Annotated in this window: 24 protein-coding genes; 17 read left to right on the plus strand and 7 right to left on the minus strand. The window is 58.1% G+C overall.

The annotated features are described in order from the left end of the window. Positions 1–4 precede the first annotated feature (4 nt). From HNQ39_RS11385 to HNQ39_RS11405, 5 genes are read left to right on the plus strand one after another with little or no spacing between them, the layout of a single operon-like run. The gene (locus HNQ39_RS11385) at positions 5–655 is read left to right on the plus strand and encodes a HEAT repeat domain-containing protein (protein WP_184195585.1); all 651 of its coding nucleotides are present in this window, start codon (positions 5–7) and stop codon (positions 653–655) included. After that, on the plus strand, positions 652–1,293 hold the full coding sequence (locus HNQ39_RS11390; RefSeq protein ID WP_184195589.1) for a HEAT repeat domain-containing protein: 642 nt from the start codon (positions 652–654) through the stop codon (positions 1,291–1,293). Before HNQ39_RS11385 ends, HNQ39_RS11390 begins: the two co-directional genes overlap by 4 nt. Continuing rightward, positions 1,290–1,892, plus strand: coding sequence for a HEAT repeat domain-containing protein (locus HNQ39_RS11395; protein ID WP_184195592.1), 603 nt, complete (start codon positions 1,290–1,292; stop codon positions 1,890–1,892). Before HNQ39_RS11390 ends, HNQ39_RS11395 begins: the two co-directional genes overlap by 4 nt. Before the next feature lie 15 nt (positions 1,893–1,907). Then, positions 1,908–3,470 carry an Hsp70 family protein gene (locus HNQ39_RS11400; protein WP_184195595.1) on the plus strand — a complete coding sequence of 521 codons (1,563 nt, stop codon included), beginning with the start codon at positions 1,908–1,910 and terminating at the stop codon, positions 3,468–3,470. Between the two features lie 12 nt (positions 3,471–3,482). Further along, on the plus strand, positions 3,483–4,151 hold the full coding sequence (locus HNQ39_RS11405) for a hypothetical protein (RefSeq protein ID WP_184195598.1): 669 nt from the start codon (positions 3,483–3,485) through the stop codon (positions 4,149–4,151). A 57-nt stretch (positions 4,152–4,208) separates the two neighbouring features. Here HNQ39_RS11405 and HNQ39_RS11410 read toward each other — a convergent pair whose 3' ends face one another. Then, positions 4,209–5,879 carry a DUF5050 domain-containing protein gene (locus HNQ39_RS11410; protein WP_184195602.1) on the minus strand — a complete coding sequence of 557 codons (1,671 nt, stop codon included), beginning with the start codon at positions 5,877–5,879 and terminating at the stop codon, positions 4,209–4,211. Between the two features lie 168 nt (positions 5,880–6,047). On the opposite strand from HNQ39_RS11410, the gene HNQ39_RS11415 reads away from it, so the two are divergent. The 12 genes from HNQ39_RS11415 to HNQ39_RS11470 all read left to right on the plus strand — a co-directional run bounded on the left by HNQ39_RS11415 (position 6,048) and on the right by HNQ39_RS11470 (position 14,326). After that, a complete protein-coding gene (locus tag HNQ39_RS11415) occupies positions 6,048–6,695 on the plus strand; it encodes a hypothetical protein (RefSeq protein WP_184195605.1) in 648 nt (215 codons plus the stop codon). Continuing rightward, on the plus strand, positions 6,682–7,326 hold the full coding sequence (locus HNQ39_RS11420) for a hypothetical protein (protein WP_184195609.1): 645 nt from the start codon (positions 6,682–6,684) through the stop codon (positions 7,324–7,326). The genes HNQ39_RS11415 and HNQ39_RS11420 overlap by 14 nt, the downstream gene beginning before the upstream one ends. After that, positions 7,317–7,928 (plus strand): hypothetical protein, encoded by a 612-nt coding sequence (locus tag HNQ39_RS11425; protein ID WP_184195612.1) that lies wholly within the window; start codon positions 7,317–7,319, stop codon positions 7,926–7,928. Before HNQ39_RS11420 ends, HNQ39_RS11425 begins: the two co-directional genes overlap by 10 nt. After that, positions 7,925–8,587: a hypothetical protein gene (locus HNQ39_RS11430; protein WP_184195615.1), complete on the plus strand. Its 663-nt coding sequence runs from the start codon at positions 7,925–7,927 to the stop codon at positions 8,585–8,587. The genes HNQ39_RS11425 and HNQ39_RS11430 overlap by 4 nt, the downstream gene beginning before the upstream one ends. Positions 8,588–8,859: 272 nt before the next feature. Next, positions 8,860–9,054 carry a hypothetical protein gene (locus HNQ39_RS11435; RefSeq protein WP_184195618.1) on the plus strand — a complete coding sequence of 65 codons (195 nt, stop codon included), beginning with the start codon at positions 8,860–8,862 and terminating at the stop codon, positions 9,052–9,054. Beyond that, a complete protein-coding gene (locus HNQ39_RS11440; RefSeq protein WP_184195621.1) occupies positions 9,051–9,596 on the plus strand; it encodes a hypothetical protein in 546 nt (181 codons plus the stop codon). The genes HNQ39_RS11435 and HNQ39_RS11440 overlap by 4 nt, the downstream gene beginning before the upstream one ends. After that, positions 9,596–10,333 (plus strand): hypothetical protein, encoded by a 738-nt coding sequence (locus HNQ39_RS11445; protein WP_184195624.1) that lies wholly within the window; start codon positions 9,596–9,598, stop codon positions 10,331–10,333. Before HNQ39_RS11440 ends, HNQ39_RS11445 begins: the two co-directional genes overlap by 1 nt. Beyond that, complete coding sequence (locus tag HNQ39_RS11450; protein ID WP_184195627.1) at positions 10,326–10,988, plus strand: hypothetical protein; 663 nt, start codon at positions 10,326–10,328, stop codon at positions 10,986–10,988. The genes HNQ39_RS11445 and HNQ39_RS11450 overlap by 8 nt, the downstream gene beginning before the upstream one ends. Before the next feature lie 191 nt (positions 10,989–11,179). Further along, on the plus strand, positions 11,180–11,827 hold the full coding sequence (locus HNQ39_RS11455) for a hypothetical protein (protein WP_184195630.1): 648 nt from the start codon (positions 11,180–11,182) through the stop codon (positions 11,825–11,827). Further along, positions 11,820–12,890 (plus strand): HEAT repeat domain-containing protein, encoded by a 1,071-nt coding sequence (locus HNQ39_RS11460; RefSeq protein WP_184195633.1) that lies wholly within the window; start codon positions 11,820–11,822, stop codon positions 12,888–12,890. The genes HNQ39_RS11455 and HNQ39_RS11460 overlap by 8 nt, the downstream gene beginning before the upstream one ends. Continuing rightward, complete coding sequence (locus HNQ39_RS11465) at positions 12,887–13,522, plus strand: hypothetical protein (RefSeq protein ID WP_184195636.1); 636 nt, start codon at positions 12,887–12,889, stop codon at positions 13,520–13,522. The genes HNQ39_RS11460 and HNQ39_RS11465 overlap by 4 nt, the downstream gene beginning before the upstream one ends. Before the next feature lie 51 nt (positions 13,523–13,573). Next, on the plus strand, positions 13,574–14,326 hold the full coding sequence (locus tag HNQ39_RS11470) for a HEAT repeat domain-containing protein (RefSeq protein WP_184195639.1): 753 nt from the start codon (positions 13,574–13,576) through the stop codon (positions 14,324–14,326). On the opposite strand, the gene HNQ39_RS11475 is transcribed toward HNQ39_RS11470, so the two are convergent. From HNQ39_RS11475 to HNQ39_RS11500, 6 genes are all read right to left on the minus strand, one after another. Next, a complete protein-coding gene (locus HNQ39_RS11475) occupies positions 14,305–14,808 on the minus strand; it encodes a dihydrofolate reductase family protein (RefSeq protein ID WP_184195642.1) in 504 nt (167 codons plus the stop codon). The genes HNQ39_RS11470 and HNQ39_RS11475 overlap by 22 nt on opposite strands. Continuing rightward, positions 14,808–15,737: an L-arabinose ABC transporter permease AraH gene (araH, locus tag HNQ39_RS11480; RefSeq protein WP_184195645.1), complete on the minus strand. Its 930-nt coding sequence runs from the start codon at positions 15,735–15,737 to the stop codon at positions 14,808–14,810. The genes HNQ39_RS11475 and araH overlap by 1 nt, the downstream gene beginning before the upstream one ends. Then, positions 15,734–17,161, minus strand: coding sequence for an ATP-binding cassette domain-containing protein (locus HNQ39_RS11485; protein ID WP_184195648.1), 1,428 nt, complete (start codon positions 17,159–17,161; stop codon positions 15,734–15,736). Before HNQ39_RS11485 ends, araH begins: the two co-directional genes overlap by 4 nt. A 189-nt stretch (positions 17,162–17,350) precedes the next feature. Then, positions 17,351–18,394: a substrate-binding domain-containing protein gene (locus tag HNQ39_RS11490; protein WP_184195651.1), complete on the minus strand. Its 1,044-nt coding sequence runs from the start codon at positions 18,392–18,394 to the stop codon at positions 17,351–17,353. Between the two features lie 36 nt (positions 18,395–18,430). Beyond that, complete coding sequence (locus HNQ39_RS11495; protein ID WP_184195654.1) at positions 18,431–19,234, minus strand: ATP-binding cassette domain-containing protein; 804 nt, start codon at positions 19,232–19,234, stop codon at positions 18,431–18,433. Next, entirely contained in the window at positions 19,231–20,010 is a 780-nt protein-coding gene (locus tag HNQ39_RS11500; RefSeq protein ID WP_184195658.1) for an ABC transporter permease, read from the minus strand. The genes HNQ39_RS11495 and HNQ39_RS11500 overlap by 4 nt, the downstream gene beginning before the upstream one ends. Positions 20,011–20,012 lie beyond the last annotated feature (2 nt).

Genomic DNA, 20,012 nt, shown 5'->3' on the forward strand with positions numbered 1-20,012 from the left:
AACGATGGAAACAGAAGCTAAGACAACGCAAGAGCTGATTGAGCAGCTCCAGAGCCACCAGTACGGCGCACGTTTTGTTGCCCTGGGAAGGCTGATCGAGCTCGGGGAGTCCGCGATTCCCTTGCTCACCGAGGCCCTCTACCACCCCGATAAGGCCCTGCGGATTCGTGTTGCCTGCGCGCTCGCAGGGATTGGCGCGACCGATGCCAGTGTCGTTCTGCCGATAGCCGATCTCTGGGAGGAGCTGCCCGCTGATAGTGTCCTTGGAGAGGCATTCCTGGTCGTGGTGCGTGAGCTGGCCGCCGGTGTCCGACCCGAGCATATCCCGGTACTGACACGGCTCCTAGATTGTTACAAAAAGACCCCTCTGTCGAGCTCATCCGCACCCGCGACGGTGCCTGTAGGGCTGCAAGTGACCACGATGGCAGCCGGAGCGCTGGAGACTCTCGCCAAGCGCACGCCCACCCGTGAGCTTCTCACCCCACTTGCGCATCTGCCAAAAGGCGGCTTTTTTTCCTCGGGCCCCGCTGTCTTGACGCATGCCCACAAAGTGCTGGATGAGGCCACCAAGCAATGGCAGTTCGATCCCCACCGCCGTGATCTGCCCGTTCCGGCGGAGAAGTCCGAAAAGACAGAGGCAAGTGAGACAAAATGAGTATCCCAACGGAAACATCCGCGCTGATCGCCCAGCTGACAAGCCCTGATTATGGGGTGCGCCTGATCGCGCTGGGCAAGCTGGTCGAGGCTGGTGAGGCAGCCGTGCCTGCGCTGCTGGAGGCGCTCAGACGCCCGGACCCTCTTCTGAAAGCCTGCGCGGCCTGTGCGCTGGCGGGGATCGGGACGCCACGTGCCGCCCTCCCGCTGGTTGCTCTCTGGGAGGCCGATCCCTTCGATCCCTCCGCCATTGAGGCCCTCTCCGAGTTTGCCGGGAAGCTGGCACGCGCGCCACAGACCGAAGACATTCCCGCGCTAATGGAGCTCTTGCCCTGCTACAAAAAGACCAGTGAGACAAAAAACGGAGTCAGTGGGCGGGTGGTGGGCCAGGAGATCTCGGTGCTCGCGGCGGAGGGGCTGAGCAAGCTCGCACGCACCGCACCCTCACCGCAGCTCCGCGCCGCGTTGCCCCTGCTTAAGCGCGATATCTGGCACAGTAGCCCCGATGAGTTTGGCGAGGCGCGCGAGTGGATCGAGGATGCCACCCATAAGTGGAAAGACCTGCCGGTGACTGCCTTTGCGCCCCAGCCCAAGGCCAGTGAGCTTCCGCTCCCCGCCGAGAAGCCCGAGCGCCCATGAGCACGGTTGAGCACTGGATCGCCCAGCTCCATGCCTCCAGCTACGAGACGCGTCAGGAGGCATCCGAGCAGCTAGTGGCGCTGGGGGAGAGAGCGGTTCCTGCGCTGATCGAGGTCGCCTGCGCTCCCAAGCTGGTCGCACGGATGCGCGCTATGGAAGCGCTGGGAACGATAGGGGACCGACGCGCGTTCTGGCCACTGGCGGAGCTCACCCTGCCCGACGACGACTATGAGCTGACAATGACCCGCCGCAAAACCCTCACTCAGCTCGCCGAGCGCCTCGCCATCGCTCCTGTCCGCAGCGATGCCGCCTGGTTTATCGCGATCGTTCGGAAGTACCGCTTTGATTCCTACGGCCAGTCCATCGCGGTCGCCGCAGCACGCGGAGCGCTCACGCTGGCCCAGAGCGACCCAGGGCCAGAGCTCTTGCCGATCTTGGCGCTGCTCAAGGGAAATTTTCTCTACGCGGCGCCCCCGGCATTTGGCCCTATCCGCAAGGCCCTTCTGCCCCTGCTCGCCGATTGGAAAGACCTTCCCGTTGCCGCCGATGCGCCTCTGCTCGATGGTACCGACCTTCCCCGCCCGTCGCAGGCAGAGTAGCGTATACTGAGAGCCGTGGAACTTGCTGTTGATTTTGGGACGACCAATAGTGTGGTCGCCGTGGTCGAAGAGGGCAATATTCGGGTGATCTCCCTGCCCGCAATCGCGCGGGAGCAGCCGACAACGCAGGCGACCCTGGTGCCGACCTGTGTCTTTGTGCGCGAGAAACGCCGTCGCCTCTGGCCGCGCTTCTGGATGACCGAGCCCGAGGCGCTGATCGGGCAGGCGGCGCTGGCACACAACTTCGAGGGCGGCGCTCCCGGCTTTGCCCAGAGCTTCAAGCGGGCCCTGGCCCAAGAGCCCCACCGCCCCGTGGCCTCCGTGCAGGGAAAGACCATCGCGGCCCGCGAGGCGGCCTATCTGTTTCTCCGGGAGCTGACCGCCGCCGCACGCGCCGCCGCCGCCCCCGGCGATAAGAAACTCACGCAGCTGACGATCTCCGGCCCCGTGGGGTACTTCGAGACCTACCGCGCCGAGCTGGCGACCCTGACCAAGCGCCTGGGAGTCAAGAGCTTCAAGACCATCGACGAGCCCATCGCGGCCGCACTGGGCTACGGTGTCAATGTCGGGCGGGACGAGACCCTACTCGTGGTGGACTGGGGTGGGGGAACCCTCAACCTCGCGGTGATTCGCCTCGGGCCAGGCGTCTTGGCATCGGGGGCGGCACCCATTCTCGCCAAGCACATGGTGGGCAAGGGCGGCGACGATGTGGACTACTGGCTGATGGAGGAACTGCTCCCCGGCTTTGAGGACATCGCGGCCGGGCGCTACGATGCCAAGTGGGAGGTGATGCGCGCCAAGGAGTCCGTGAGCCGCACGGGCGGCTCGACCCCGATCTCCTGGCGGGGAATCCAGCGAACCCTCGACCGCGAGAGCCTGGTAGCCCTGCTGACCAAGCGCGGCCTCTACGACGACCTGCGCACCGCCCTCACGGACATCAAGATCCAGCTCGCGGAGACGGCCCCGGACTTAAAAGTGGACGAAGTCCTGCTCACGGGCGGCTCGACACTCTTGCCCGAGGTGCCCGCCGTCGTCGATAGCTTCTTCCCCGAGGCCATTGTTCGCCACGACAATGAGTTTGTCTTCACCGCGGTCGCCAGCGGCGCGGCACGCTTTGCTGGCGGTGTCCCCGTCGATGATTTCATCTACCACGACTACGCCATCGCGGTGCAAGAATCCGATGGCAGTGTGGGCTACGAGCTGCTCTCCCCGCGCCGCACGCGCTACCCCACCGCGCCGGACTTCGCGGTGCGCTACTACGCCGACTACGCCGGGATGGAGGAGATGCGCTTCCGGGTCTGTGAGATCGGGCGGCTGGGGCAGAAGCCCGTTGCCTGGGAGCCACGCCCCAACGGTAGCCGCTACTGGAGTCCCAAGGGCGAGACGGAGCGTGCGCAGGTAATGGAGCTCAATCCCGCCGATGCGCCGTTGCCGCTGAACCCTGCAGGAGTCGGGACTTCGCCGCGCCTCCGCGTGACCTACAACATCAACGCCGACCGCTGGCTCTGCATGACGGTGGAGGACCTGGTGAAAAAGCAAACCCTCCGCGACAATGTCCCCGTCGTGCGCCTGCGCTAGGAAAATCGTTGCATGAGCCTCACCCGTGAGCAGATTTTCAATCATCTCCATGCCGTTCATCAGCACGAGCCCGGCTGGCAAGACTCATGGGAGATTCTGCGTAAGTCAAGCGGTGAGGCTGTGCACTGCCTCCTTGAAGAGATTGAGGTGGAGATGACGAAGGCAAAAAAGGCCACTTTTGTAGCTCCCGTGGTTAGCTACAGAAAGCTCCTACGGTTGGCCGAGCTCTTGGCGGAGTTTAATGACCCAAGAAGTCTCTGGCCCCTTTTGCAGGTAAGCCAGCTCACCAGTGTCGTCAACCGGCAGGGATCAGATTTTTTAGGAAACGTGCTGGATGTTATGGCGAGACGAGCAGAGCCGGAGGATATTCAAGCGCTTATCTTCGAACTGATGCGCGCACGTCCTCAGTGGAAAATCGTCAGTGGCTCAGAGGTCATGGCACAAGATATTATTGCTGTTGCTAAAGCGTTGATTCGTATTGCAGAACGCGATCCCAAACCTGAGCTGCGAGCAGCATTGCCTTTTTTGAGACCTAGTCTTCAAACACCCGTTTCGTTTATTGCTCTCCACCGTCGTCTCAAAGCAGCACTTGGTGAGAGAAACCTGCCGATACCTGCCACACCACTACAAGCAACACAGGACTTTCCGATTCCTACGGAGGGGAATCCGTCAGAGGAATAGAATGTCCTGCTTGCGATCCCATTAACGGGCTTGGTACTCTGCAATCAATGCTATCTTTTAAAACAGGTTATAGTCATTGCGCGACCCGAGCCAGGAGCTGTAGCTATCCGAGGCTGGATTATTCGTCAGATTGATCAAGCCCGTACCATCTAGGTTCATTTTATAGAGCTCGCCCTTGCCCGCAGTGTAGCTCTCAAAAAGAATCGACTGGCCATCGGGTGAGAATGTTGGACGCGTCTCCTCAATGGAGTTATTGGTAAGTCGCTTGAAATTGCTTCCGTCTGCATCCATGATGCAGATATCTCGTGAGAATAGATAGTATAATCGGACAAAAAGTATCTTTTTGCCATCAGGAGAAAATATGGGATTGTAGTTGCCCTCATTTGCATTGGTTAGTCTTGTTTGATTCGTGCCATCAATGTTCATTGTGTAGATCTCATTGTAGGTATTACGAAAGCTGGTAAAGACTATTTTCTTCCCATCCGGGGAGAACATTGGCGATTCATCAAATTTCGGATCGGTGGTAAGTCGGTTCTCTCCTGTGCCATCTGCATTGACAATGTAGATATCTGTATTGTTATTACGCTTACTCGTAAAAACTATTTTCTTCCCATCCGGGGAGAACATCGGTGCGGCATCGTCGATATTGGTATTGTTGGTAAGCCGCGTGACTCCTGTCCCGTCTAAGTTCATGGTTGCGATCTCATATCCGCCCGTTAAGTAGCGATTTGTCATTATCGCGACTTTTTTACTGTCGGGAGAGAAAGAGAAAGGCTGATCGTTGAAGGCAGTATTGGTGATATTGACCTGGCCGGAGCCGTCTGTGTTCATCATGCATACCTCGCCATCGGAGCTTGGCTGGCAGGCATAGGCAATCTTACTACCATCGGGAGAGAGAATCGAAAGATCGTCACGGTTGGCTGTGGAGGTGAGGCGCTGCACTCCCGAGCCGTCTGCACTCATGCTATAGATCTCCTCATCCCCGTCCCGATTGCTGGTGAAGATAATCTTTTCGCTGTTGGTCCGGTGGCTGAAGACAGGTACCGTTGTCGTCTTCCCCGACTCCTTGTCGCGCAGGGTGATATAGGTAAAGGCGATTGCATTGGACTCCACAGCGGCGTAGTCACCCGAGGGGTAGAACAAGAAGTCTGTCCCATTGCTGATCGACCACTCCCACTGGCTGTTGTCGACAAACACCGACTCTCCTGCACTGTTGTAGGCAATGGCGAAGAGGTCTAGCCGACCGCCTTTGGTGAAGGAGAGAGGGCCGGGTGAGTAGATCTCCACACGATCAATCGTGGAGTCCATGGTTAAGGCCGCCGCGGTTGTCTGGCCACTGACGAGTGTTGCTCCGACCGTGCCACGTGCCTGTGCCACACCGGTACCAGTGGTCGTGGGATAGGCACTTGCCTTGATCACGATATCGCCACGGCTTAGGTTGTTGAAGACAACGGTGGACGTAGAGCCCGATGTAGGGCGCGGGATCACACGTAGAGGGAGAAGGAGGGCTCCGGCGCTATCCCGGAGCTCGATCGCAATGCTCTGCGCCCCCACGGGAATGAGACGCGTCTGCTCCGGCCAGCGAATACTTAAAGAGACACTGGCGCTGCGTGTGGCTTCTGCTCCGGTCTTGGACGAAGAACCGCCACATCCTGCTGCCACGGTCAGGCTTGCCAACGACACCAGCGAAATTGCCCACGGGGCCGACAATAGTGGTCGTAGTTTCATGGATCGATTTTACAGGAGCTTTGAGGTGTAGGACAAGAGCCCACTTGCCGCTTGTCCATTAAGAACCTATCATGAAGCCAATCGACGTTTTGCGCCATGGACTCAGGTTGGTCTTATGTGATCCCGCCACAACAATGTCCTCGTCGAGCACCTGCGCTAGAGTGTCTTATGAAAGACGATCCTCATCTTCAGCTCAAACGCTTTCTTCAGGGGCCGCCTGAGGAGAGAGAAGATGCGCGTCAAAACCTGCTGGCGATGGGGGAGGGAGCGGTTCCCCCTATTATTGAGACTCTGGCGGAGGGAAGTATCGATGCTCCTGCGTACGCAGAGAAATACTCGCACGAGACACTTGTTGCAGGACTGAAGCTCCTTGTTGCCTTGAACAGTCCCCGAAGTCTTTGGTTTCTTCTTCGAGTTACTCAAAACAACTATATTCTCCATTCAATTTTTCAGGATGCGCTCCATGCGACTGCAAAACGTGGGAGCTCGGAGGACATTGTCGTGCTACTAGATATTCTCCGACATGCCAAGCCAGGCCGAAAAGACGAAGAGCGTATCTGTAATGTACACCCGACCTATGCAGTTTGGGTGGCCGCGGCACTAGTTCAGCTTGCTGAGCGCGATCCCAGGCCCGAGCTACGTGCTGCCTTGCCCATGCTCACGCTTCATCCCTACTTGCCCGTTGAGTTTGTTGCTCTACGCTTACTACTGAAGGGAGCGCTCTCAAAGAAGAACCTACCGATTCCCGCAGAGGCACCACCGAGCACTGTAGAGGCCTTACCGATTCCTGTGGAGGCTCCCGATGACAGAGTATGAGCTCAGTGAGATTCTCTCCGCGCTGGAGCATGGTAGCGAGGAGCAGCAAGAAGTGGCTTTGGAGCGCTTGCGTGCTGTCGGAGAGCAGGCAGTGGAGCCGCTGGTGCAGACTATCGTTCGGTATCTACATGCCCATAGACCATGGAAAGATGAGGTCTACCAAGAGATACCTGAGGCAGCACGGCAAAGAGTCCTACGGATGGCGTTCCTGCTCGTGAGCTATGGGTCTGCAAGTAGCCTGCGAGTGCTTGCCGGGGTGGCGCAGCAGGTCAACCGGGCACCGTTTCTGGAGCCTGTTGCGATACTGGAAGAACGTGCCATAGAGGACGATGTCTCTGCCCTGATCTCTGTCTTGCGCTGGTTGATCGGCACGTTGAAAGAGACCGTACTCTCGCTTGCGATTGGGCAGGCACTCGTGCGTATTGCCATGAACCACCCTGAGCACCACCGACAGCTCGCGTATGCACTGCCGCTCCTGCGACGCTACAACCTCGCCTCGCTGGCGTACCTTCGCCTTCATAGTGCGCTTAGAGTTGCACTCTCTACGCGGACTCTCCCCATCCCCGCGCAGGCAGCACAAACTCATACCGATCTTCCGATCCCTGGAGAGGAGCATCGTAAATGGCACTGACACAGGAGCAAATTCAAGAGCACCTTCAGAAGATACGAAACGAAGAACACAACTGGGAAGAGTCGCGCGCCATCTTGCTGGCGGCGGGCCGGGAGGTAGTTCCTGAGCTGATGAAGCTTGTGGAGCAAGAACGAAATATACTTAGTAGACAGTTTATTCCCAATCGAAAACCTCTACAACGACTTGCTGAGTTACTGACAGAGTTTCATGATCCACAAAGTCTTATGATACTCTACGATTGTATCGTGCCACTCTTTAATGAAGTCAAGGTCTCGTTTTTTCATCAGCTTGTTCCCGTGCTGCAACAGCGTGCCGAGACAGAGGACCTCAGTGCTTTGATCGCGTTTCTAGCTAAAACAAACAGCACTTATGTAGCTAACGTGCTGGTTCAGATTGCAGAGCAGGAGCCACGACAAGAGCTGCGTGAGGTTCTTCCTCTCTTAAAGGCAGGCTTTAGTAAACCGAGTGCTCCTTTAGAGTTTATTGGCCTGCGTGGACGACTCAAGGCAGCGCTTGCCAGTGAGAGCTTGCCGCTCCCTTCAAAGGCTGCCATGAGTACCGATGATAACTTGCCAATCCCCATAAAGGAACCCACAGAGTGACGTTAGCGCGGGAGCAAGTTGTTAAATACCTCTACACGATCTATCATCGGGAGTCGGGCTGGGTAAAAGCACAGGTGGCTCTGGTAGATGCGGGAAGCGATATCGTGCCCTTTCTCATGGAGTTTATTGAGGCGGAGCTCCAGAGTATTGTCCAGACAGAGTACCGGCCAGAATATGAAAAGATGGATCGACTGATGGCCGTGCTTGCCCAGTATGCAGACCCGCGCAGCCTTCCTCTCTTTGTGCGTTTTATGTATCAGACCAATCGTCACTTTGGAGAAGCCTACTGGCATCAGATACGTATGGCACTGGAGCATAGGGCGACAGAGGAGGATATTGCTGCACTCATTGCACTTCTACAGAGGGCAGAGCCAAAGTGGGTAGCGACGGCATATGTTACCGAGCTGCATGCCACAGAAGCGCTTGCTATTGCACAAAGCCTTGTCCGTATGGCAGAGCAGGATCCAAAACCAGAGCTGAGAGCAGTACTTCCCATGCTAACCTTTACCCTGGCAAGGCCTTTTGAGTTTATAGGCCTGCGCCGACGACTAAAGGCTGCGCTCGCAAATAACAGCTTGCCGATTCCAGCAGATGCAAAGGAGAGCATTCAAGAGTCACTGCCAATACCTGTTGATGCAGAGCCTATTCTTGAAAGCTGAGAGAGTTGTATGCTAAAATGACCTGTGATTCTTTAAAGATGACCTCTGCACATTGAATGTGCGAGCCTCATCCTACAATGATAGGGGAGTCACATTCAAAGTTGAAAGGAGCTATTTTAATAGCAACACAAGCAAATGCAGCGCGCATTGTTGAAGATCGTCGGTCACTGGCTGCACTTGAAGGAATCACAGGCTATGCACCCCGTAACCCTGATCTCTCCATCGATGCCCTACGGTCACTAGAAGCGCAGATGGACTCAAAGGCAAATCGTGTGACCAAACTTCGTGCAGAGCTTGCCGGAGCAATCGATAACTACCACGCGACCGGGAGTCTCTTTACCCAGCGGATGATCGAGGCACGCGACGAAGTACAAGTCCAGTTTGGACGAGACTCGAACGAGCTTCAGGCAGTCGGGCGCACCAAGCGTAGTGATCGAAAGGCACCCGTGCGTAAGCCAAAGCCATGACCGAGAGTGACCTGACAGCCCTCGAATCGCGGATCGAAACGCTCCTGGAGAGATGTCACGCCGCGCAGTGGGAGTGGAAGCTACTCACACACGAGGGCTGGCTTGTCACATACGAAGAGTTCACCGCGCTATTCTGCCGCAATGCAGGGCTCTGTCAAGTTTCGTATCTCATGCAGCTTGCACAACAGGGAATAAAACACCGACAGTGGCGGTCGTTTACTCAGTTCTTTACGCTGGATCAAGATCGCATCCAAGCCATTTTAGATCGCAGGGCATTTCACGCAATGAAGGCTCTCCTTCGTCTTGCAGAGACACAGCCAGCACGTGAGCTGATTCCTGTGATCGAGCAGCTGACCGTGGTTCTAAAACAAGATCATGCACCCCTAGAGTTCATTCCCCTCCACTGGAAAATGAAGCGGGCGCTCAAGAACTTAAACAACCTGCCTATCCCCGCCGAGGCTCCTGCAACTTCTACCGGACTGCCGATTCCTATAGACAGCACGAGAGAAAAAGAAGAGCCTTACCACGGACAAGAAATTTGATGAGCTACCAAAATAAACCCAACCACATCGAGCCTTTTACAGAAGATGCCGAAGAGCGATATGCACAAGTACGTACACACCAGGTGCAGCTTTTTGTTTCAGGAAATCCACGTCAGCAACAATCCGCGACCGAATGGCTTGTGGACTACCTCAGTGAGCTTAATCTGGAGAAGTACCGACGAAACAAGTTCTTTGCAAAGTTTCGCATGGCTTTATCTACCCGGGAAGAGAAGGCGCTCAATCTTGCCATAGAGCTCTTTCCTGATCTCCAGAGCCAGCCACGAGAAGCCACTGTTGTAGCACTGGGAAATGCAGCAGCACAGCACCCTTGTCTCTGGGAACTTTTATGTATTGGGGTGCAGCGCTATACCTTCTCGGCTGATTGTTTCTATCTCGCCACGGATGCGATTCGCCATACGATCTTGCACTGGGATACGCCGACAACCGTGGTGCATCTAAAACAGGCGCTCAAACCCATTGATACTGCCGTTGACGATCTCACAGGACAGGCTGTTTTGACGCTGATCTCGGGACTTTCTCCTCACCCTGCACTCCGACAACTCCTCCCAGAGCTAAAGGCACTCGAGCGGCACAGCGCTCTAAAAGAGGCCGCTAGTACGCTACGGACACAGGTCGCCTCGCTTCCTCGGGGAGACTTTCCCATTCCTACCCAGGCGCAGGAAAATAACGAGAAGGATCTTCCGCTTCCTGCATCCAACAAAGACAAAGATGCCTGAGGACACACCGACATTGCTACAGTGGGTTGCCTTGGGGGATGAAGCGCAGCGCAAGTACGCCGAAGAAACACTCTATGCACAGGGCAGCGCTGTTTTCCCTCAGGTGTACGAGGCCGTTGAGAAAGCCCTTGATACCTACCGACGTATGCTTTTTGCCGGTGAACAGGCACATTGGCGGATAGAACGTCTTGCCCTCTTTCTCGCCGCTTTTGGCGAACCGAGTACCATTGAATTATTAGTACAAGTGCGTCTCTCAACTAGCCGCAACATGCCTCTCGCTCGACTTCTCTGGCGCTTAGAAGTGCGCGATGACCTCGCAACCATTCAGGCGCTCTTGACCGGAGGGTTTCTGCTTCGCAAGAACTTCTCCTTTGGACCAGAGACCCTCAAGATTGCGGGGCTTTTAGTCAATCTCGCCGAGACCGTCCCCTGTCCCGAGCTACACCAAACCCGTGTGCTGCTTCGTCCAGGGCTTGGTGTTCCCAAAGAGTTCGCCCAACTTCGTAAGCGCCTCGATGCAGCACTTGGCACGGAGGCTACGCTACCACTCCCTGCAGATATGGCTATCTCCATTGAGAATCTTCCTATTGCTACAAATGTAGAATGGGCCGGCAAGAACCTCTCGCCACCCATCAACGAGCAAAACGATGGCTAGTGCCAAGCTCACGCAGCCTATCTACAAGCTTAACCACGATGAGTACAGAGAGCGCTGCCTGGCCAAGAACGAGTTAGTTGCTCTGGGCAAAGAAGCTGTAGGTCTATCTATTTTTGTACAGTCTCAGAATAACTCTAAAAAGACACTTCTTATTCTTACATCCTCATATCAAACTTTATCACCTCAAAAAAATGACTCCTGAACAGTACCGATTGCAATGTCTTTTATATGTAAATGGCGTCGCTTCACAGAGAGAATCTGCTAGGGAGATGCTTCTCGCATGTGGCCCTGCGGCAATTCCTTGGATAATAACCATCGCAGAAGAAAAATTAAAAGAGTTTTATAAGCCAGGAATTGGGTATCCACCATTTCAGCCGCTAATACGTTATGCTCAGCTGCTTTCAGAATATGGTGAGCCTTGCTGCTTAGACTTGCTTGTACGAATCGCTCAGCAGAGTCCCGATCAAGGATACGAAGAGTTCCGTAAACCTCTAAAAAAGTTGCTTACTTTTTTAGAGGCACGTGATGATATAGAAACAATTACTGCTTTAGTAGCTGCGCTGCGGCGACTCCGTCGTGCTATTTTGTATCAAAGAGAGGCTGTCTTGGTTGCAGAGATTTTAGTAGCCAGTGCAGAGCGTGCACCATGGGTAGAGCTACACCAAGTGCGTGCACTCTTACAGCCAAGTATCGGTACACCAAAAGAGTTTCGCATTCTCTCTGAGCGTCTTACCCGTGCTCTTGGTGAAGAGAACTTCTTGCCTCTTTCGGCGGCCTCCGCACCCACTTCACAGAGCCTTCCTATTCCGGTGCGGGCACGTGAGGAAAACGATGGCTAGTGCCAAGCTCACGCAGCTTATCTACAAGCTTAACCACGACGAGTACAGAGAGCGCTGCCTAGCCGAGAACGAGTTAGTTACCCTGGGAAAAGAAGCTGTTGAGGCGCTGATCATGGTAGTTGTGCACCAACTAATGTTGCCAGCCCTGCGTGCTGCATCCGCCCTCAGCCGTATTAGTGATGAGCGTGGTGTCTTGCCCGTTGCCCGTCTTGCCTTGCGTGAGAGTGCCCCAATCCCTCAAATTCTTGATATCTTAGCTGAGTGGCAGTGGCAGGAATTGCCAAAAGAGTGGGCCGCAAAAGAGCTCGTTCGGATCGCAAAGCGCTACAAGCAGTCACAGATGCCCTCTATAATCTGGGAGGACTTTCTCCCACGAGTGCGCACTCTCTCGCCGGGCTGGACTCCTCCCGTGATCGTTGTTCCGGCTCCTGTCGTGGTTCCCACATTCGAGGATATGCCCGACGCGATACAAGCGCTTCGCTCCATTCACTATGGGACACGTCAAGCGGCAACAGCAACGCTCATCGCAATCGGAGAGGAAGCCGTCCCTGCGCTCATGGACCTGCTCGATAATGGTAGCACCACACTGTGCTATCGTGCGGCGGAGATACTAGGCGAGATTGGAGACACGCGTGCCATCGCGCCTCTGATCGCCATTCGCAAGACGCGTGGGCAGGATATCGAGCAGGCATGCAACCGTGCCTTGATCAAGCTCGCAAAGCAGCTCCCCGCAACCGCGACCACTGAAGACATCCCCCTCCTCATCGCGCTCATCCAGCGCCTGCGTTATGACCTCTCCACCCATGATGTTGCCCTCTCCGCGGCAATGGCACTAGAGCACCTCGCCCGAACGCGCCCAACACCGAGCCTTCGGGGCGCACTCAAGTGGCTCAAACCGGTTGTTGTTCCTTTACCACCTGGCTTCAAGAGTGCCCGTCTTGCTATCGAAGAGGCCACCGAGCAGTGGCAAGACCTCCCCCTTGTCACCAGCTCACCCGTTGCTCTCGTCACAGACCTTCCGCTCCCCGCGGATGCCTCGCCATGCCTTGAGGAAAGCCAGTGACCTACAGTGAGATCGTTCGTTGGGTAGCCCAGCTCCAAGAGCCCGACTATAAAAAACAGCTGATTGCTCTGGGAAGACTTGTCGAGGCAGGGGATGCCGCGGTTCCTCTGCTGCGGGAAGCTCTTCCTAAGGCCGAACCTGAGACAATGCTTCTGCTTTCTGCACTGGTTGCGATTGGCACAAGAGAGCCTTTGGTGATGGAGACAATTGTTCAGTACTGGCGCTGGAATCTCAATAATCGAAGTCTAAATCAGGCAGTACTACACTTGGTGCGAAGCATCGGCGAGCAGGCAACACCGGGCGATATCGCTCTACTGCTGCCTTTTTTAGGCTGTTGGCGTTACTGGGAAGGGGAGGGGCACTCAAAAGTAGGTAGCGAGGCCTCGTATCTTGCCGCAACGGCGCTGGGAAACCTTGCCCAGCACCAGCCCACACCGCAGCTCCGCGAGGCACTTCCTCTGCTGAAGGTTAAGAAGAACTTCTTAAGTGGCGCCTTTCCTCCCAAAGAGTTCGCACTCGTTGCTCGGCTGATTGAGGAGGCGACAGCACCGTGGAAGAACCTACCATGCATTGTTGAAGTACCAAATACCACCGACGATCTCCCTGTTCCTGCTGAGGATCAAATTCCATGAGCAGCTCTACGGAAGACCTTTGGACGCTCATCCGCATCGTCGAGGCGATGGATGATTGACCTAAGCCGCTACCCGAAGACCACTCGTGTGCTAGAGACACAGGGGATCATCAAGGTGGGCACGAAGCTCTTTTTATGGGACGAGCAGCTCTCACAGGCATGGCGCGTGCCCTGTGAGCAGCACTTGCGGGGAGCCAGAAAGGAGCACAAGCAGCGGCAAGAGTTCGTGCGGCACCTAGCAGAGAAGCTGCCCGATCCCGAAACCCTCTTGTTCCTTGGCTGGGTCCTGCTCACCGACTCCTGGCGCCATGTGCGCGCTGAGGCGGTGCATGTGCTGGCGCGGCACCCCACCGAGCAGGGGCAGGCATTCTTAGCGCTCGCGCTGGCGGACCGCTCGCAGCTCGTGGTGCGGGCTGCACGGGCGGCACTGAAGACACAGGGGGGACTGACGGCGTTTTTGGTGCTGGTGGCACTCTGGGAGGAGCGCGGCGCGGAGCTAGAGGTGGTGCAGGAAGCGCTCGTGGGCCTGGCGCGGCGCGTCCCACAGCCGGGGATGCGCACGGTGCTCCCGCGCTTGGAGCAAGAGTCGCGGCGGTTTTTCATCCTTCCCCGCAAACGTCGCCAGCTCCGCGAGCTCATCGAGACACTCGACCAGGCAACGGCGCACTTGAAGGACCTGCCGCTCACCGCGATGGCGAGCGCGGAGGCTGAGAATCTGCCGTTGCCGGCGGAACTCCCAAAGCCTTCGCCTGTGGAACCGCCAGAGAGCTGGGTACGCAGAGTTCAGCGCTGGTTCAGGTCGTAGACAAGGCGCACGACACCGTTGGGGTAGATGGTGTGCTCGCTTAAAGTGGCCTTGTGAGGCCGCGTGCCGCCGGTGAAGAGGGGAATACCCGTACCCAGGAGTGTCGGCATGACAAAGAGCTCTAGGATATCGAACTGGCCCGCCGCCAGATAGCTATGGACCACTTGCCGTCCCCCCACCAGCCAGACCTTGCCGGTGAGGTCGGTGGGGACAGCGGTGCGGAAGACGACGCCCTCTGGGTGCTCCCCGACCGCGGGGCTGTGGCTCAGGACGATACAGGGCTTACCCGGATGCGGCCATGCCCCAAAGCCACGCACCTGCTCGTAGGTCACGCGGCCCATGACGAGGGCATCCACAGAGCGCTCGAACTCCGCAAAGCCATAGTCGGCATCCTGGAAGGCATCCAGCCAGCCCACGCTGCCGTCTTCCGTGGCGATAAAGCCATCCAGGCTTTGGGCGATATAGAGGTGCGTGGTTGCCATCACACGCGACGGCGGTTCTTGAGCTTATCGAGCAGGACGGCCGTCAGCAGGATCGCGCCGCTGGCCACGAGCTGCCAGAAGGTCGGGATATTGAGCAAGTTCATGGCGTTCTGCACCGCGCCCATGATCAGCACCCCGACAATCATCCCGCTGATCGTGCCGACGCCGCCCGTGAGCGAGACGCCGCCCAGCACGCAGCCGGAGATCACTTGCAGCTCTAGCCCCTCGCTGGTGTTGGGCTGCCCCGACGAGACCCGCGAGGCGAGGAGGACACCGGCGAGTGCGGCGATCGCGCCTTGCACGGCGAAGATCAGGATCTTGGTGCGCGCCACATTGACCCCCGAGAGCCGTGCCGCCTCGGCGTTGCCCCCGATGGCGAGTGTGTTGCGGCCGTAGATGGTCTTGTTGAGCAGTAGCCCAAAGACCACAAAGCACAGCACCATCACCCAGACCGGCGACTGGAACTCCAAGAGCTTGAGCTGTCCGAGCTTGCCAAAGGCCTCGTTGCTGATGCCAATCGACGACCCATCGGCGAGGAGGCGGGCGATCCCGCGGACGATCTGCATGGTGGCGAGGGTGGTGATGAGGGCGTTGATACCCAGCCGCGCGATCACAAAGCCATTGACCGCCCCGATCCCAAAGCCCAGAGCGATGGGAATCGCAATCGCGAGGGGGATGCTATTGGTCTTGTTGATCACGGTCGCCGCGACCACGCCCGCCAGCGCCACAACCGAGCCGACCGAGAGGTCAAAGTCCCCCGCCGCGAGGCAGAAGAGCATCGTGCAGGCGACAATTCCCACAGTCGTGACCGACATGGTCAGCCCCTTGGCGTTCTCGACCGTGGCGAAGTTGGGAACCGTGAAGGAGAGCACCAGAAAGAGCAGGGCGCAGACCAGTAGCATCCCATTTTGTTGCCAGAGTTTTTTCATTGATCCACCCCCTTCGCGAAGCTGGAGGGGGAGGCATCCCCAATGGGAAGCGCGGCGGCGAGGCACTTCTCGGGAGTCGCTTCCTCGCGCGTGAGCTCTGCGGAGAACGTGCCCTGGCGCATGACCAGCACACGGTCCGCCACGCCCAGCACCTCCGGTAGGTCCGACGATATCATTACCACGCCCACACCTCGCTCCGATAGGTCGTACAAAATATCATAGATCTCTCGCTTGGCTCCCACATCGATCCCACGGGTAGGCTCGTCGAGCAGGAGCACTTTGACGTCCTCACTGAGCCAGCGCCCCAGGATCGCCTTTTGCTGGTTTCCCCCCGAGAGAAGCCCGATCTGCTGCTCTAAGTTGGGGGTCTTGACACGCATCGCCTCGACCTGCTGGGTGGCATTGTCACGCTCTGCGGGCTCGTTGATCCAGAAGCCTAGCTTGGAGAATCGCCGCCTCGCGGAGAGGTTGATGTTCTCGGCCACTGAGCGCACGGGGACAATGCCCTCTTTCTTGCGGTCCTCGGGGCAGAGGCAGATGCCGCTCTGGATGCTCTTGGCTGGGTTGGCGTAGAGCTCCTTGAGCAGCTCCGTGCGGCCGGCACCGACCAGCCCAAAGATGCCCAGGATCTCTCCACTACGCACCCGCAAGCCATGGCTCTCCAGCACGACACTTCCGGCGGTGCGGGGGCGCCAGCCGTAGATATCGGCGATATCGCGCCCCACCATGCTCTTGACCACACCCGCCGCATCGGTCTGGGCGCTGGGGATCGTCTCGATATGCTTGCCGTCGCGCAGGACCGTCACCGTGTCGCAGATGGCAAAGATCTCGTCCATGCGGTGGCTGACATAGAGAATCGCCTTCCCTTGTGCCTTGAGCTTGGCGATAATGGCAAAGAGGGTCTCCACCTCGCGGGCTGAGAGAGAGCTGGTGGGCTCGTCGAAGGCGATCACTTTGGCATCGCGGGAGAGCGCTTTGGCGATCTCTACCATCTGTCGCTGCGCCAGCGAGAGCTCCCCGACTTTGGCTTGCGGATCGAGGACAATCCCCAGCTCCTCCAGCTTCGCGGCGGTCTGGGATACCAAGTTGCGCTTATCGACCCAGCCGGTCTTGGCGGGGAGGTGCCCCAGAAAGACATTCTCTGCCACCGTCATCTCCGGCACGAGATGCAGCTCCTGGTAGATCACTGCGACACCGGCCTGGATGGCATCGAAGGGCGAGCCAAAGCGCAGGGGCTGGCCCTCGAGCACGAGCTGTCCCGTGTCGGGCTTGTACATCCCCGAGAGGATCTTCAGGAGCGTGGACTTGCCCGCCCCGTTCTCACCACAGAGCGCGTGGACACTGCCACCGGCTACCGAGAACGAGACCTCCGAGAGCGCTTGGACACCCGGAAAGGCTTTCGAGAGGTTTTGAAAGTCGAGCATAGTTTTATGATCCCGCCCGTTGGAGGGGGGGACATGCCTCCCCCCGCCGCTGAGACGGCGACCCCCTCCGGCTTCGCGAAGGGGGTATGGGCGGAGCCCTTTGTGTCCGAGGCACGAGGACAGCGAGACGCCCCCCTCTAACGGGGGCGAGACGCCCCGGTTTATCGGGGCGATCTCAACGGGGCGATTCTACTCGATGCCTTCTTCTTTGAGCTTGGCGACAAAGTTGGTGCGGTCGATCAGGGTGCCCTTGGTGTAGGTCTCCTTGGCGGGCTCCTTGCCGTCCTTGATCCAGTTGTACATCGCCTCCGCGGTCGAGAAGCCGTGGGTGCGGGCGGAGAGCAGAACCGATGCATGGAAGCCGGTCTTGGCCTTCTTCAGGTCGTCCTTGCCGCTGGTGCCATTGATCCCGATCCCGATGACATTCTCCGGGGCGATCCCTTTTTGCTCAGTGGCACGGACAAAGCCCAGGACACCGTCATCGTTGGACGAGTACGCGACCCACTTCTTGATCTCGGGGTGCTGGGTCAGGATGATATTAGCGGCATTGACTGCGGTCTCCATCTGCTGGGGCTTCTTCCAGGCGCTGAGGAAGAAGTTCTTCTCCGGGAAGCCTGCGGCCTTGAGGGCCTCACTTGCGCCATCGGTGCGCTGCTTGCAGGTCTCGATCTCATCGACCGTCAACACCGCCGCCCCGACCTCGGCCAGGTTCCAGCCACGCTTCTTGGCCTCTTCGGCGATTGCCTCGCCGACGCTCTTGCCGATCTCGGGGGCGGAGATTCCCAGGTAGGGGACATCGGTGAGGGGCTTGCCATCGGGGCCGAGCAGGCGATCATCGACTGTCAGGAGCTTGATGTTCTTCTCTTTGCACTTGGCGACAATCGTGGTTCCTAGCTTGGTATCCGGAGTGCAGATCACCAGTCCCTTGGCGCCCTGAGCGGCGATATTATTGATCGCGCTATCGACCCCTTCGGCGTCCTTGGCCTCGATCTTAATGAGCTGGAAGCCATACTTCTTCGACGCCTCCTCGGCGAACTTCCACTCGGTCTGGAACCAGGGCTCGGCGGAGTCCTTGACCACGAACCCGATCTTGATATCACCTGCGGCGGCGGCAGGCTTATCACCCGTGGCAGGAGCCGCGGTATCGCCGCCCGCGCTGGTGTTGCTACTCGGGCACCCGGTGAGCGTCAGCGCCCCCAGGGCCATCATCATCAGAAAATATCGTCGCTTCATACTGTCTGAGTTCAACAGTGCGCGTCGATTTTCCTGCTAGAGCTGTGGGAAGAGTGCCTGGATCTCGCTCAGGACCCGGAGGTACTCGGGGTCGCTGGTGATGCTCTCACGCCACGCAAGGCCACAGGCCATGAGGTCGATCACTCTCTGGACACGTGCGCCCGGAACCGGCTGACCCGCCGGATCGCGGTCGCGCCCCAGGAGCCAGAGCGTGTCGCAGGTCTCGATCGCCGCCTCGATATCGTGGGTCACGAGGACAAAGGTCTTGTGCTCGTCGACCGCTGCCGCCTCGCCCAAGAGCTTGATGACATTCTTGACCGCGACCGGGTCGAGGCCGGAGAAAGGCTCGTCCATCAGGACCAGAAACTCGGAGCAGAGCAGCTGCTGGGCGATCGCGACACGCTGGCGCTGCCCCCCCGAGAGCTGGCTGGGATATTTTTTTGCGTGCTCGGCCATCCCAAAGCGCTCCAGCATGTTCAGCGCCTTGGCGGAGTCGTTGTTGGTGGCGACCAGGAGGTTGGAGAGGACGGTACGGTGGGTAAAGAGCGGGTAGTCCTGCGCCACCACCCCGACCGTTCCACGCTTGACCGGATGGGCGTCGGCACCGAGCAGAACCTTGCCGCTGGTGGGCTCCATCAGGCCGGCGAGGATGCGAAAGAGCGTGGTCTTGCCCACCCCCGACGGCCCCAGGAGCCCGACAATCTGGCCTTGCTCTCGTCCGGGGATATGGACATTCTTCACCTCGGCGTTGACCTCTTTTAAGATCGGGCGGCCGTTGTAGCTATGGGAGATGCCCTCTAGCTTGAGCAGGGTCTCCCGGATCTCATAGGCAGTGCTCATGCATCGCTCCGCTCTTTGTTGAGGTCGGCCCAGGGGCAGATAATCTGCCGGATCAGGCCCACGGCGTAGTCTTGGAGGAGCCCCACGCACAGGACAATAATCTGGATGGCATAGACCTTGTCCATGTGAAAGTACTTGCGCTCGATATCAAGCGCCACTCCAAGCCCGCCCTCGCTGCGGTAGAGGGCCTCCACCATGGGGAGGAGAGTCCAGGCAATCGCGGCGTTCTGGCGCACGGCATCCAGGAACTTGTCTAGGGTGCCACGGATCACCACCTCCCAGACCACGCGCCACTCGGAGAGCCGCAGGGTCCGCGCGTAGTCGTACTGGGAGCGGGGGATCTCGGCGATAATGGCGAGCATACTGGTTAGCAGAAAGACACTCATTCCCAGGGTCAGCATCGCCAGCTTCACGGGCCGATCCCCGCCAAGCAGGAGGGTGAAGACCACCGAGAAGCCGACCAGGGACAGAAAACGGCCCCGCGAGACCACGAGCGCGAGGGGGCGAAAGACCGGAAGGACAGTCAGGTAGGCCAGGCTTGCGGAGATCACGGTCGAGAGGGCAAGTGCCTGGAGAAACAGTCCTGTGCTCACGATCAGTTCCTGCCCGATCCCACCGCGCCAGAGCGCGCCTAGCGCGGAGAGTACCTCGCCTGGGCGCGGTAGCACTTTAAAGGGGGACAGGAGCCAAAAGAGGAAAAAGAGCGCCAGCTCCCCGAGCAGAACGAGCCGAAAGGCTGCCGGGGAGATGACTTTATTGGGGGTGAAGATTCCCATGA

Source organism: Armatimonas rosea (assembly GCF_014202505.1).
Classification (GTDB): domain Bacteria; phylum Armatimonadota; class Armatimonadia; order Armatimonadales; family Armatimonadaceae; genus Armatimonas; species Armatimonas rosea.